Source organism: Streptomyces sp. NPDC048269 (genome assembly GCF_040652395.1).
Taxonomy (GTDB): Bacteria; Actinomycetota; Actinomycetes; order Streptomycetales; family Streptomycetaceae; genus Streptomyces.
This window is the reverse complement of sequence record NZ_JBEZLW010000004.1, coordinates 292441-306512: the sequence shown is the minus strand read 5'-3', so window position 1 is coordinate 306512 and position 14072 is coordinate 292441. Positions and strand designations below refer to the sequence as shown.

At 73.7% G+C, this 14072-nt stretch carries 10 protein-coding genes; 5 read left to right on the top strand and 5 right to left on the bottom strand.

Annotated features, from left to right (window positions below):
• Positions 1–6: 6 nt before the first annotated feature.
• From AB0D48_RS06990 to AB0D48_RS06970, 5 genes are all read right to left on the bottom strand, one after another.
• Positions 7–1125 (bottom strand): DegT/DnrJ/EryC1/StrS family aminotransferase, encoded by a 1119-nt coding sequence (locus tag AB0D48_RS06990; protein ID WP_362391611.1) that lies wholly within the window; start codon positions 1123–1125, stop codon positions 7–9.
• Positions 1122–1892 carry a NeuD/PglB/VioB family sugar acetyltransferase gene (locus tag AB0D48_RS06985; RefSeq protein ID WP_362391609.1) on the bottom strand — a complete coding sequence of 257 codons (771 nt, stop codon included), beginning with the start codon at positions 1890–1892 and terminating at the stop codon, positions 1122–1124. Before AB0D48_RS06985 ends, AB0D48_RS06990 begins: the two co-directional genes overlap by 4 nt.
• A complete protein-coding gene (locus AB0D48_RS06980; protein ID WP_362391607.1) occupies positions 1889–3043 on the bottom strand; it encodes a DegT/DnrJ/EryC1/StrS family aminotransferase in 1155 nt (384 codons plus the stop codon). The genes AB0D48_RS06985 and AB0D48_RS06980 overlap by 4 nt, the downstream gene beginning before the upstream one ends.
• Positions 3040–4077, bottom strand: a complete 1038-nt coding sequence (locus AB0D48_RS06975; RefSeq protein WP_362391604.1) for an SDR family NAD(P)-dependent oxidoreductase — start codon at positions 4075–4077, stop codon at positions 3040–3042. The genes AB0D48_RS06980 and AB0D48_RS06975 overlap by 4 nt, the downstream gene beginning before the upstream one ends.
• Positions 4078–4208: 131 nt before the next feature.
• Positions 4209–5294, bottom strand: a complete 1086-nt coding sequence (locus AB0D48_RS06970) for a Gfo/Idh/MocA family oxidoreductase (RefSeq protein ID WP_362391602.1) — start codon at positions 5292–5294, stop codon at positions 4209–4211.
• A 313-nt stretch (positions 5295–5607) separates the two neighbouring features.
• Here AB0D48_RS06970 and AB0D48_RS06965 point away from each other — a divergent pair, with 313 nt between their 5' ends.
• The 5 genes from AB0D48_RS06965 (at position 5608) to AB0D48_RS06945 (ending at position 13952) form a co-directional block, all read left to right on the top strand.
• Positions 5608–6489, top strand: a complete 882-nt coding sequence (locus AB0D48_RS06965; RefSeq protein ID WP_362391600.1) for a glycosyltransferase family A protein — start codon at positions 5608–5610, stop codon at positions 6487–6489.
• A 113-nt stretch (positions 6490–6602) separates the two neighbouring features.
• Positions 6603–8246, top strand: coding sequence for an MFS transporter (locus AB0D48_RS06960; protein ID WP_362391723.1), 1644 nt, complete (start codon positions 6603–6605; stop codon positions 8244–8246).
• The gene (locus tag AB0D48_RS06955) at positions 8243–9256 is read left to right on the top strand and encodes a TolB-like translocation protein (protein ID WP_362391598.1); all 1014 of its coding nucleotides are present in this window, start codon (positions 8243–8245) and stop codon (positions 9254–9256) included. The genes AB0D48_RS06960 and AB0D48_RS06955 overlap by 4 nt, the downstream gene beginning before the upstream one ends.
• 100 nt (positions 9257–9356) lie before the next feature.
• Entirely contained in the window at positions 9357–11153 is a 1797-nt protein-coding gene (locus tag AB0D48_RS06950) for a VanW family protein (RefSeq protein ID WP_362391596.1), read from the top strand.
• A 96-nt stretch (positions 11154–11249) separates the two neighbouring features.
• On the top strand, positions 11250–13952 hold the full coding sequence (locus AB0D48_RS06945) for a SpoIIE family protein phosphatase (RefSeq protein WP_362391594.1): 2703 nt from the start codon (positions 11250–11252) through the stop codon (positions 13950–13952).
• Positions 13953–14072: the final 120 nt, after the last annotated feature.

Genomic DNA, 14072 nt, shown 5'->3' with positions numbered 1-14072 from the left:
GGGGCGTCAGCGCAGGGCGTCGGTGAGCGCGTCCACGACCCGCCGCTGCTGAGCAGCGGTGATCTGCGGGAAGAGCGGGAGGGAGAGCATCCGGTCCGCGGCGAGTTCGGCGTGCGGGAAGTCGCCGCGGACGTGACCGAGGTGGGCGAAGGCCGGGGTGAGGTGGACCGGAGCGGGATAGTGCACGCCCGCGCCGATGCCCTCGGCGTTGAGCTTGCCGACGACGGCGTCGCGGTCCGCTCCGGCGGCGAGCCGGACGACGTACAGGTGCCACACGTGGACGTTGCCCTGCTCCGTCACGGGCGGGGTGACCCGCCCGGCGGCCGCCAGATCGCCGAGCAGCCCGTCGTAGCGGGCCGCGGCGGCCCGGCGGGCCGCGTTCCCGTCGGCCAGCCTGGCCAGCTTCGCCCGCAGCACCACGGCCTGCAGACCGTCCAGCCGGCTGTTGAACCCGGCCACGTCGTGGCGGTACTTGGCGACGCCTCCGTGGTTGGCCAGCGCCCGCACCAGGGCGGCCGTCTCCTCGTCGTCGGTCACCACCGCGCCCGCGTCGCCGTACGCGCCGAGGTTCTTGCCCGGGTAGAAGCTGGTCGCGGCGATCCCGCCGCTGCCGGGGGAGCGGCCGTCCCGGGTCGCGCCCTGGCTCTGCGCGGCGTCCTCGACGACCTTGACGCGGGCGGGCAGCCGCGCGGCGAGTTCCGCGGCATCGGCACACTGCCCGTACAGGTGGACCGGGACGACCGCGCGCGTGGCCTTCCCGACCGCGTCCAGCGCGGCCTGCGGGTCCATCAGGAGACTGCCGGGGAGGCAGTCGACCAGGACCGGGCGGGCACCGATGCGGGCGGTGGCGCCCGCGGTGGCGATGAAGGTGTTGGCGGGCAGCACCACTTCGTCGCCGACGCCTACCCCACTGGCGCGCAGGGCCAGTTCGAGGGCGTCGGTGCCGTTGGCGACGCCCACGCAGTGCCCGACCCCGGCGAATTCGGCGTACTCGCGCTCGAACGCGCGGACCTCCTCACCGCCGATGAACGCGGTGTCGGCCAGCACGCGGTCGAATCCTGCCCGTAATTCCCCGGCGACCTCGGCGTGCGCCGCCTTCAGGTCGACGAGCGGTATCTGGTTCATCCGACGGTGCTCCCCATCCGTGTGTCCGGCCGCCGGCCGGTCTCGTTGCCATCCGCCCGCAGCTCGTCGAGCGCCGGGCCGTCCGCCGCGCGCAGCCGGCGGGCCGGGCTGCCGGCCCAGACCTCGCCGGGCGGCACATCGGCCAGGACCGTGCTTCCCATACCGGTCAGCGACCAGGCGCCGACCGTCGTGTACTCGCGGACCAGCGACCCCGCACCCACGTACGCCCCCCGCCCCAGCCGCGCCCCGCCGCCGAGGCGGACCCCCGAGGCGAGCGTGGCGAAGTCCCCGACCCGGTCGTCGTGGGTGAGGACCACCTGCGGCATCACCGCCACGTGGGACCCGACCCGGACGGCGGCGGTCAGCACACAGTGCGCGAGCAGCACCGAGCCCGCGCCGAGGACGGAGGACCCCGACACGGCCGCCGTGGGGTGGACCACCGTCGCGTACCGGCTCATGGGCAGCCCCAGGCGCCGCACCAGGCGGGCCCGTACGGCGTAGTCGCGCGGACTGCCGACGCACACCACCACCCGGGCGGCGGCCAGCTCGTGCACCCGTTCGCAGCCGCCCAGCACCGGCACCCCGTCGACCTCCCGCCCGTGCAGGGCCGGGTCGTCGTCGAGGTGCCCGGCGAGCCGCCACCGCGGCGGGCGGCCGTCCGCCGCGTCCGCGGCACCCGCGTCCCGCACCGCCTGGGCGGTCTCCCGCGCGAACCCGCCCGCGCCGACGATCAGCAGATCATCGGTCCGGAGCCGCCGCCCGCTCATCCGCCCGCCTGTTCCCGTAGCACCGCCACCACCCGGTCCTGCTCGGCGTCCGTCATGGTGTGGAACAGCGGCAGGATCAGCGAGTCCCGGCTGATCCGCTCGGTCACCGGCAGCGGCGCCGCACCGTGCCCCGCGTACGCGGGCTCCAGGTGCGAGGCCATGATCCCGCGCCGGGCCGAGACCCCGGCCCCGGAGAGCACGGCGAGCAGCTCGTCCCGGCCGACCGGGAACTCCTCGGCCAGCAGCACCCAGTACGACTGGAAGTTGCCCTGGCCGTGACCGGGATCCTGGACCGGGGTCAGACCCGGGACCTCGCGCAGCAGCTCCGCGTACCGGGCGGCCAGCGCCCGCCGCCGGGCCACGATCGCGTCCAGCTTGCCCAGCTGCACCAGGCCGACCGCGGCCTGGATGTCGGTCATCCGGTAGTTGTAGCCGACTTCCAGATAGCTCTCGACGATCGGCTTGGCACTGGCGTGCCGCTGCGCGGCGGACACGTTCATGCCGTGCTCCCGCAGCCTGCGCAGCCGCTCCGCCCACCGCGCGTCGTCCGTGGTCAGCATGCCGCCCTCGCCGGTGGTGATCACCTTGCGGGGGTGGAACGACCAGGCGGCGAGCAGCGCGCCGTGACCGACCGACTTGCCGCCCACGGTCGCGCCGATGCCGCAAGCGGCGTCCTCCAGCAGGGCGACGTCCCATTGCGCGCACGCCGCCCGCAGCGCGTGCACGTCCGCGGGCACCCCGCCCTGGTGGACGGCGAGCACCGCCTTCGTCCGCGGCGTGCGGACCGCGTCCACGGTGGCCGGGGTCAGGTTGCCGGTGGCCTCCTCGACGTCCGCGAACACCGGCCGCGCCCCCACGTAACGCACCGCGTTGGCCGTGGCGATGAACGACAGCGAGGGGACGACGACCTCGTCGCCCGGACCCAGGTCCAGCGCGATGAGGGCCAGGTGCAGGGCGGTCGTGCACGAGCTCACCGCGATGCCGTGCTCGGCGCCCACCCGCTCCGCGAAGGCCCGCTCGAACTCGGCGACCCGGGGGCCCTGGGCGACCCAGCCGGAGAGCACCGCGTCGGCGGCGGCCTTCGCCTCCTCGTCGCCCAGCCACGGCACCATGACCGGGATGCGGGCGGGCGCGGCGTCCGGGGCGCTCATCGGCCGGCCTGCGCGGCGGTGCCCGCGGCCGTGCCCGCGACGGGGGCCGACGCGGCCTCGGCCGCGTCGGCGGCGCGCTCGGCCCGCCACCAGTCCACCAGGTCCCGCAGCCCGCCGCGCATGTCGATCTCCGCGGTGAAGCCGAGCCGCTCGGCGGCGCGCGAGGTGTCCGCGAGACGGCGGGTCACCCCGTTCACGGCGCGGGCCGGCCCGTACACCGGCTCCAGGCCCTCCGCGCCCATCGCCTCCAGCAGGCCGAGCGCGAGGCCGCGCAGGCTGGTCTCGGTCCCGCTGGCGATGTTGAACACCTCGTCGGTCAGATCCGACTCCGCCGCCAGGAGATTGGCCCTCGCGATGTCCCTGACGTCGACGAAGTCCATGGTCTGGGTGCCGTCCCCGAGGATCAGCGGCGGCTCGCCCGCGGAGATCCGCTCCATCCAGCGGATCAGCACCTCGGTGTACAGCCCGTGGATGTCCATCCGGGGCCCGTACACGTTGAAGTAGCGCAGCGCGACGTAGTCCAGCCCGTACATGGCGTGGAAGCTGCGCAGCACACCCTCGTTGAAGGCCTTCGCCGCGCCGTAGAAGGTGTCGTTGTTGTACGGGTGGTGGCGCTCGGTGGTCGGGAAGGTCTCGGCGCGCCCGTAGACCGAGGCCGAGGAGGAGGCGATCACCTTGCCCACCCCGGCGGCGGCCGCCGCCTCCAGCACGTTGAACGTGCCGTCCACCAGCACCTCGTTCGCCAGCCGGGGCTCCTCCGCGCACTGGGTGATGCGGATGGCGGCGAGGTGGAACACCATGTCGGCGCCCTCCGTCGCCTTGCGTACCGCGGCCACGTCGCGGATGTCGCCCTCGACGACCTCCACCACGCCGCTCGGCAGGGCGCGGGCCAGGTTGGCGGTCCGCCCCCGCACGAAGTTGTCGAGCACCACGATCTCGCGTGCCCCGTTGTCGACCAGGAGGTCCACCACGTGCGAGCCGATGGTGCCCGCCCCGCCGGTGACCAGAATCCTCTTGCCTCGTACGCTGCTCAACGCCCTGCCCCCACTGAGTCGGTCATGTCTTTCGTGCCTGCGAACGGCCTGCGAAGGGCCTGCTCCGCCGGCGCTCGGCGCTCGGCGATCGGCCATCGGCCGCGATCCGTCCGCGATCGGTCCGCGAACGGTCAACGCCCGGTGCGCAGTCCGACGACCGCCCCGCGGAACTCCAGGCTCCGGGAAGCCGCTTCGAGGATGTCCAGCACCTGCAGGCCGGCCCGGCCGTCCGTCAGCGCGGGCCGCCCCGTCCTGATCGCGGCGGCGAACTCCTCGACCATGCTGCGCAGGGCCTCCTTCTCACCGAGCGCGGGCGCCACCATGTCGCCGCTCCGATAGGAGACGAGCATGTCGCGGCGTTCGTCCGCGCCGATCTCCTGCGGGGCGGTCAGGTCCACCCCCCGGTCGAACACCGCCACGCGCTGGGCTGGGTTGAGGTCGTCCCACACCAGGGTGCGCTTGGACCCGCCGACCATCGTGGTCCGTACCTTCGTCGGGGACAGCCAGTTGACGTGCACGTGCGCGATGGCGCCGGTGTTGAGCTGGAGCGTCAAGTAGGCCACGCAGGACTGCCCGGCCCCTATCGGGTCGGCTCCGTGCGCGGCCACGGCGACCGGCCGGACGTGCTCAGGGAGGATGAAGTCGAGGACCGACAGGTCGTGCGGGGCCAGGTCCCACAGCACGTCGATGTCCTTCTGGACGAGCCCGAGGTTGATCCGGACCGAGTCGAAGAACTGGATGTCACCGAGTTCGCCGGAGCGGACCATCTCCCGGATGCGGCCCACGGCCGGGGTGTAGCAGTACGTGTGGTCGCACATCAGCGTGAGACCGCGTTCCCCGGCCTCGGTCACCAGCCGCAGCCCGTCCTCGTACGTGGCGGCGAGGGGCTTCTCCACGAGGACGTGCTTTCCGGCGCGCAGGGCGGCCAGCGCCACGTCCAGATGCGTCCCGGCGGGGGTGGCCACGGCGACCGCGTCGACGGCCGGGTCGGCGAGGACCTCCGCGTAGTCGGAGGTCGCCCGGACCGTGGAGTACCCGCCGAGCACCTGCCGGGCCCGGTCCTCGTTCAGGTCGCAGAGCCAGCGCAGCCGGAACTCCGGTACGGACTGGAAGTTGCGGACGAGATTGGGACCCCAGTAGCCCGCACCGACCACGGCGACGCCTAACGGCTCCACGGGCCCCCGGCCGGCGGCGGCGTCCTTCGCAGTGTCCTTCACAGCGTTCCCCTTCGCTCCGCGAAACACGCCGGCTGGCGTGTCGACAACTCCTGGCCGGGACGCGTGTGATGGAGGGGAACGCCGTCGACGGCGGGCCGGACGCCCCCGCGTCCCGTGCGTGACCCGCTCAACGGTGATGGCCCCCCACAACCGATGCTCTGCGTAATGCGCGTACTTCCGCCCCCCGGCCCGGCTGCGTGTTCCCCCGAGCAGCCGAACCCGTAACGACGGTCAATCTAGACCACGGGGCGTACCCCCGGGGAGAGTTGAGGGAAACACCCGGCGCGTGTGTTCGAGCGTGCATACTGCCCGGGTGACCAGCATCGTGATACCGGCCCACAACGAGGGCAGGGTCATCGGCCGGCTCCTCGACGCGCTCCTGGCCGACGCCTCGACACCCACCGCATCCTCCGCCTCCGGGCCCGACGTCGTCGTCGTGTGCAACGGCTGTACGGACGACACCGCCGAGGTGGCGGCCGCCCGCGGCCCCCGCGTCCGGGTTGTCGAGATCCCGACCCCCTCCAAGCACACGGCGCTCCGCGTCGGGGACGAGCACGCCCACGGCTTCCCCCGCCTCTACGTGGACGCCGACGTCGTGGTCGGCGCCGCCGACGTACGCGCCCTGGCCGGTGCGCTCACCAGGAATCCGAACCTGCTCGCCACCGCCCCCGGCCGGGACGTCCCGCTGACCGGCTGCGCCTGGCCGGTACGGGCGTACTACCAGGTGTGGCAGCGGCTGCCGGCCGTCCGCGAGGGCCTGTTCGGCCGAGGGGTCATCGCCGTGTCCGAGACGGGGCACGCGCGGATCACCGCGCTGCCCCCGCTGATGGCCGACGACCTGGCCGCGTCGCTCGCCTTCGGGCCGGGGGAGCGCCGCGTGGTCGAGGCCGCCCGGGTCGTCGTCCATCCGCCGCGCACCTGGTCCGACCTCGTCAGGCGGCGGATCCGCGCGGCGACCTCCTCCGCCGAGTACGAGCGCTTCCAGGCCTCGCGACGGGCCGACGCCCCCGCCATGCCGTCCGCCCGCACCGGAACGGCCGACCTGCGCGCCCTGCTGCGGACCCAGCCGCGGCTGCTCCCCGCGGTCGTGGTGTTCGTCGTGGCGGCGCTCGCCGCCCGCAGGGGCGCCCGCAAGGCCATCCGCGGCGGGGACTTCTCCACCTGGCTGCGCGACGAGAGCAGCCGGGGCAACTGAGCGGGCCGCAAGCCGAATCGGGAAGTACCCCGCACCGTTGGCCCGTACAACCACTAATGTTCCACTCGCACGTTCGAGTGTCCGAGACCGTCGCCTTCGGGGAGCGCCTGAGCATGTACCTCGCGGACCGCTCCGCCCCCGCCGGGCCGAAGACCGCGCCGGACCGCGACGGCGTCCCCCGGCGTGGGCGGACGCCTGCCGTCGCCACCGCCGTCCTCGCACTGGGCACGGTCAGCCTGATCACCGACATCTCCTCGGAGATGGTCACCGCCGTGCTGCCCCTCTACCTGGTCGCGGGGCTGGGTCTGAGCCCCCTCGGCTTCGGCGCGCTCGACGGCGTCTACAACGGGGTCAGCGCCCTGGTGCAGCTGACCGGCGGGCACCTCGCCGACCGGGTCCGCAACCACAAGCTGATCGCCGGCATCGGCTACGGCCTGTCCGCCCTGTGCAAGCCGCTGCTGCTGCTCGCCCACAGCCTGGGCCCGGTGGGCGTGGTCCTCGCGCTGGAACGCACCGGCAAGGGCCTGCGCACCGCGCCGCGCGACGCGCTGATCTCCCTGGCCACCCCGGCGGAATTACAGGGCCGCGCTTTCGGCGTGCACCGGGCCATGGACACCACCGGGGCGCTCCTCGGCCCCCTCGCCGCCTTCCTCATCCTGAGCGTGGCGATCGACGGCTACGACGCGGTCTTCGGCGTCAGCGCGTGCGTCGCCGTACTCGGGGTCGTGGTGCTCGTGCTGTTCGTCCCGTCCGGTGGCGCTGGCGACGACCTGCGACCGCGGCCTCAGCCCCGGCCTGGGGAGTGTCGTCAAAGTAGCGTCGGCCGCCCGGAGGGCGGGGCCGGCGGGGCCTGGTGCGTGCGATCGCAAGGCGGAAAGGAAATCGACGCGGTGGGGGCACCTCCCAGCGGTAGCTGGGGGACGTCGGTGACCGACGACAACGCGGCGAGCGGCCGTGCCAGGCCCCGCCAGGCAGACGGGACTTTGACGACACGACCCAAGGGCGGCGCCCGCCCGGCACCGGGTTCCGCGGGCCCGCGCGAGGCACTGGCCCTGCTGCGCCTGCCCCGGCTGCGGGCACTGGCGGTCTGCGCCGCCCTGCTGGGCCTCACCACCGTCAGCGACGCCTTCGTCTACCTGCTGCTGCAGGACCGCGCCGGCATCGGCGAACGGTGGTTCCCGCTGCTGCCGCTCGGCACCGCCGCCGTGTTCCTGCTGCTGGCCGTACCGGCGGGCGCCCTCGCCGACCGGATCGGGCGGCGCACCGTGTTCCTCACCGGGCACGCCCTCCTGCTCGCCGGGTACGGGCTGCTGCTGTGGGCTCCCGCCTGGCCGGCCCTGCCCTGCCTCGTCCTCGCGCTGCACGGCGCGTTCTACGCCGCCACCGACGGAGTGCTGCCCGCGGCAGTCGCCGCCACCGTGCCCCGGCACCTGCGGGCCACCGGCCTCGCCCTGGTCGGCACCGGCCAGGCGCTGGCCCGTTTCGGATGCTCCCTGGCCTTCGGCGGGGCGTGGACCCTCTGGGGCACCGGCCCGGCGCTCTCCCTGGCCGCGGTCGGCCTGCTCTGCTGCGCGGCCGTCGCCGGCTTCGTACTGCGACCGGCGGCCCCGGACGGCGCCACCCCTGACGGCGCCACTTCGCACGGCTCCACCCCGGACCCGGCCGGCCCGTCCCCGACCGGCGTGACCGTGCCGACCGACCCGACCGACCCCACCGACCCGATCGACCCGACCCCACGCCCGCGAGGAACCCGATGACGTTGTCGCGCCGCCTGCTCGTTCTCTCCGCGGCCGTGCTGCTCCTCGGGGGCCTCGCCGCCGCACTGGTGCTGCGCGCCGCCGCGCGCGGCGACCGGCCGCAGCCGGGAGGCCCGGCCGTCGCCGCGGGCAGCGTCACCCTCGGCCCGCAGGACCGGCTGACCTTCCTCAACGGCACCCCCGGGCCGCACCGCGGCGCCCTCATCTCGGTCCCGGCCGGGACGCCCGAGGCCCCGCGCACCGCCTCAGGGCTCACCTGCCAGCGCTTCCACGCCGCCGCGGGCACCGGCGTGTGCCTGCGCTCCACGCCCGGCGCGCTCGCCCAGGACAACCGGGCCCTGATCGTCGACGCCGACCTGCGCACGCTGCGCAGCTTCCCCCTCGCGGGCACGCCCAGCCGGGCCCGGGTCTCGCCCAGCGGCCGGTTCGCCGCCTGGACCGTCTTCGTCGCAGGCGAGTCGTACGGCGCTGCGTTCTTCTCCACCCGTACGGCGATCGTGGACACCCGCAGTGGGGCCCTCGAACCCGATCTGGAGAAGTTCACCATCTCCATGGACGGCCGGGAGTACCGCTCCGGGGACGTGAACTTCTGGGGCGTCACCTTCGCCAAGGACGACGACACCTTCTACGCCACCCTGGGCACCGCGGGCCGGACCCACCTGGTCAAGGGCTCGATGTCCCGGCGTACGGTCACCACCCTCGCGCAGAACGTCGAGTGCCCGTCCCTGTCCCCGGACGAGACCCGCATCGCGTACAAAAAGCGCGTGCAGCGCGGCGCGTCGCTGTGGCGCGAGCACGTCCTGGACCTGGCGACGCTCCGCGAGCACCCGCTCGCCGAGAAGCACAGCGTGGACGACCAGGCCGTCTGGCTGGACGACCGGACCCTCGCCTACGCCCTCCCGGCCGAGGGAGCCCCCGACACCACGGACCTGTGGACGGTCCTCGCCGACGGCTCGGGCGCCCCCCGCCTGCTGGCCCCGGGCGCCTCCTCACCGGCCCGCCTCGGCTGATCTTGATCCGGTTCGTGACAAGCATTACATCTGCCCCCGAATGACCGATTTTCCATGAATCATTATTTCCCGGAATCGTCGTATACCGGCCGGGAGTGACATGGGACGCGCAGGCAGCTGGACGGGTAACTGGCGGATCGCTCTGCCGGTGGCGGGCGGAGCCCTCGTCCTCGGACTGGGCGGCCTCTACGTCACCGGGCTCCTGGCCGGCGACGACATCGACGAGGGCACCCGGGTCCGGGGGATCGACATCGGCGGGATGAGCCGGGCGGACGCACGCCGGGCGCTGGCCCGGGAGCTCGGGCCCCTCGCCGCCGCGCCGGTCGCGATGAAGATCGGCGACCGTGTCGAGAAGGCCGATCCCGCCGAGCTCGGGCTGTCCCTCGACACCGCCGCGACCGTCGACAGCGCCGCGCGCAAGGGATACGCACCGGCCACCGTCATCGGCGGCCTCTTCGCCTCCGGCCGCCGGGACGTCGAGCCCGTGATCCGCGTGGACGAGCAGGCCGGCCGGGCCGCCGTCGACCGCATCGGCGCGACCGCCGGCCGGCAGGCCCGCGACGGATCGATCGCCTTCGAGAAGGGCACGGCGAAGGCCGTCTCCCCGCAGTCCGGCGTCACCCTGATCGGGGACCGCGCCGTCGACGCCCTCCGCAACGCGTACCTGCGGGCGGATGCCGGCCCCGTCGAGCTGCCGGTCGAGCGCACCCAGCCGCGCGTCGGAGCCGAGGAGACCGGACGGGCCATGGGGCAGTTCGCGGAACCGGCGATGTCGGGGCCCGTCACACTCGCCGTCGCCGGGAAGCACATATCCATCACCCCCGCCGTCCTCGGCGGGCACCTGAAGATGAAGGCCGACGGTCAGGGCCGTCTCGTGCCCGCCCTGGACGCCAAGGGCCTGCTCGCCGAGCCCGCCGTGGCCCGCCCCGTCGAGGAGGCCACCCAGCCCCCGCGCGACGCCGCGCTCGGCCTCGCCGCGGATGGCCGCGTGGTGCTCGGGGACCACGGCCGCGCGGGACGGCAGGTCACGGATTCGGCGCTCGGCCGGGCCGTGCTGCCCCTGCTGACCCGCTCGGGCGCGGCCCGCACCGGCGAGGTCGCCACCGTGGCGGTCCAGCCGGACCTCACGAGCGCCGAGGCGCGGCGGCTCGGCATCAAGGAGAAGGTCTCCTCGTTCACCGTCGCCTTCCCGGCCGCCCCGTACCGCACGACCAACATCGGCCGTGCAGTGGAACTCATCAACGGCTCCGTGGTCCTGCCGGGCCAGGAGTGGAGCTTCAACCGGACGGTCGGCGAGCGGACCCCGGAGAACGGCTTCGTCGACGGCATCATGATCAACGACGGGCAGTACGTGAAATCGCCCGGCGGCGGTGTCTCGGCCGTCGCCACCACCATGTACAACGCCGCGTTCTTCGCGGGCCTGGGGCTCGTCGAGCACGGAGCCCACTCCTTCTACATCGAGCGCTACCCCGAAGGCCGCGAGGCCACCGTCGCGTGGGGCACCCTCGACCTGCGCTGGATCAACGACTCCGGGCACCCCCTCTACATCCAGGCCGAATCCACCGACACGTCTTTGACCATCACCCTCCTCGGCACGAAGAAGTACGACGAGGTACGGGCGACGAAGGGTCCGCGCACCAACATCACGGAGCCCGGCAAGCGGACGGGCAGCGGCCCGACGTGCGAGGTCCAGACCCCGCTCGAAGGCTTCGACGTGACCGTCGGCCGCGTCTTCGTCCGGGGTGGCAAGGAGGCCGAGCGCGAAGAGTTCAAGACCCACTACACGCCGCGCGACGAGGTCACCTGCACCCCGGAGCCCACGAAGACCCCGAACGCCGGGGAAACGCCGAAGGCCACGAAGACCGCCGGGACCCCGCAGACCGGCCTGAAGGTGTGAGCCGACCGGTGACCGTCCGGGTGCGCATTGTGCCTACTGGGAGCTTTGGGCGCCCGGAAGTGCTACAAATGGGTTCGTGACCCTTCCTTGCCACCCGTGCCGGGCACAACGGTGCGGTCACCCCTAAGCAACAAGTTCAGAAGCGTCGCCGGACAGGTCTTCGTCCTCCAGGTGGCGATCGTGGTGTTGCTCGCCGCCGGTGCGCTTCTGGCCCTGGTGCTCCAGTCGCGGCACGACATCGACCGGGAGGCACGCAACCGGTCGGTATCCGTCGCCCAGACCTTCGCGCACTCCCTCGGTCTGCAGGCAGCGCTGAAGACGGACGACCCGTCCGCCGTCCTGCAGCCCCGCGCCGAGGCGACGCGCAAGGCAGCCGGGGTGGACTTCATCGTGGTGATGGACACCCACGGCATCCGCTACAGCCACCCCCAGCCGGACCGCATCGGCAAACGGTTCGTCGGCACGATCGAGCCCTCGCTGGCCGGCCACGTCCACACCGAGAGCGTGGACGGCCCGCTCGGCAAGGAGATCCAGGCGGTGGTCCCGGTCACCGCGCCCGACGGCAAGGTCGTCGGGCTGGTGTCGGCGGGCCTGACGGTGAAGAACGTGACCGGTGTCGTCGACCGCCAGCTCCCCGTCATCCTCCTGGCCATCGCGACCGGCCTGGCCCTGGCCACCGTCGGCACGGCGCTGATCAGCAGGCGGCTGCGCCGGCAGACCCACGGGCTCGGCACGCAGGAGATGACCCGGATGTACGAGCACCACGACGCGGTGCTCCACGCCGTCCGCGAAGGGGTGCTGATCACCGACGGCGAAGGGCGGCTCCTGCTGGCGAACGACGAGGCCAGAAGACTGCTCGGGCTGCCGGAGGACGCCGAGGGACGCCGCATCGCGGACGTGCCGGGCCTGGACCGCCCGATGGCCGACCTGCTGCTGTCCGGCCGGGAGACCACCGACGAGGTGCTGGCGACCGGAGACCGGCTGCTCGTGGTCAACCAGCGGCCCACCCACCCCCGTGGCCGGCCGGAGGGCTGCGCGGTGACCATCCGCGACTCCACCGAGATGCAGGTCCTGACCAGCCGGGCGGAGACGGCCCGCAGGCGCCTCAAGCTGCTGTACGACGCGGGAGGCGACATCGGCACCACCCTCGACGTGGTGCGGACGGCCGAGGAGCTCGCCGCCGTCGCCGTCCCCCGTTTCGCGGACTACTGCACGGTCGACCTGGCCGACCCGGTGCTGAACGGCGACGAGCCCGGCCCGGGTGCCGACATGCGGCGCACGGCGGTCAGCGGCATCCGCTCCGACCACCCCCTCTACCCGCTCGGCCGGCTGATCGACTTCCTGCCGTCCACCCCGCAGGCACGCGGCTACGGCACCGGCGAGGCGGAACTGGTCCGCGACCTGGAGGACGCGCCGGGCTGGCACGCCCAGGACCCGCCGCGCGCCCGGGCCATCATCGAGTACGGGATCCACTCGCTCATCGCGGCCCCGCTCAGGGCCCGGGGCGTCGTGCTCGGCGTGGTCAACTTCTGGCGGTCGCAGAAACCGGAGCCCTTCGACGAGGACGAGCTGTCGCTGGCCGAGGAACTCGTCGCCCGGGCGGCGGTCAGCATGGACAACGCCCGCCGCTACACCCGGGAACACGCCCTCGCCGAGACGCTCCAGCGCAGCCTGCTGCCGCGGGCCCTCCCCGAGCAGAGCGCCGTGGATGTGGCGCACTTCTACCTGCCCGCGCAGTCCGGGGTGGGCGGGGACTGGTTCGACGTGATCCCGCTGCCGGGCAGCCGGGTCGCGCTGGTCGTCGGAGACGTCGTCGGCCACGGCCTGCACGCCGCGGCCACCATGGGGCGGCTCCGTACGGCCGTGCACAACTTCTCCTCCCTCGACCTGCCGCCCGACGAGATCCTCGCCCGTCTCGACGACCTCGTACAGCGCATCGACCACGACGGGGTCGGCGACGGCGCGAACGGCGGCGTACTGGGCGCGACCTGCCTGTACGCCATCTACGACCCCGCGTCCCAACGCTGCACGATGGCGCGGGCGGGCCATCTGCCGCCCCTGCTGGTCGCCCCCGACGGCACCACGGAGATCGTGGAACTGCCGGCCGGCCCCCCGCTGGGGCTGGGCGGCATGCCGTTCGAGACCGCGGAGCTCCACCTGGCCGAAGGCAGTCAGCTCGTCCTCTACACGGACGGCCTGGTCGAGGAGCGGACCCGGGACATCGGCGAGGGGCTGGAACTGCTGCGCGCGGCGCTGAGCCATTCCGACCGGGACCCGCAGGAGAGCTGCCGGGCCGTGCTCGAGCTGCTGCTGCCGACCCGGCCGGCCGACGACGTGGCGCTGCTCATCGCCCGGACGCGGACCCTCGGCCCGGACCGCGTCGCGGAGTGGGACGTGCCGTACGAGCCGGCCGCCGTCGGCGCCGTGCGGAAAGCGGCGGCGGAGAAGCTCGAAGAGTGGGGCCTGACCGATCTCGTCTTCGCCACGGAACTGATCCTCAGCGAGCTGGTCACCAATGCCGTACGGCACGGCAGCGCGCCGGTGCGGGTCCGGATGCTCCATGACCACGCCCTCACCTGCGAGGTGTGGGACGGCACCAGCACCGCCCCGCACCTGCGGTACGCCGCCACGACGGACGAGGGAGGGCGCGGACTGTTCCTGGTGGCGCAGCTCAGCGAGCACTGGGGCGTCAGGTACACACCCGCAGGCAAGGTCATCTGGGCGGAACAGACACTGCCCGGTGCCTTTGACGGCGCGGGACCCGCCCTGGCGGCCTTCCTGGACGTGGACCCTCTCTGACGGGGACGGGGACGGGGACGGGGACGAGACGGCGCGAGGCGGGAACGGGGCGGGGCGGGGAGCCCGCCCGGGTGGACGTGGTCGTGTGCCCATGAGGGCCCGGGTACCGCCCCGGCGGTC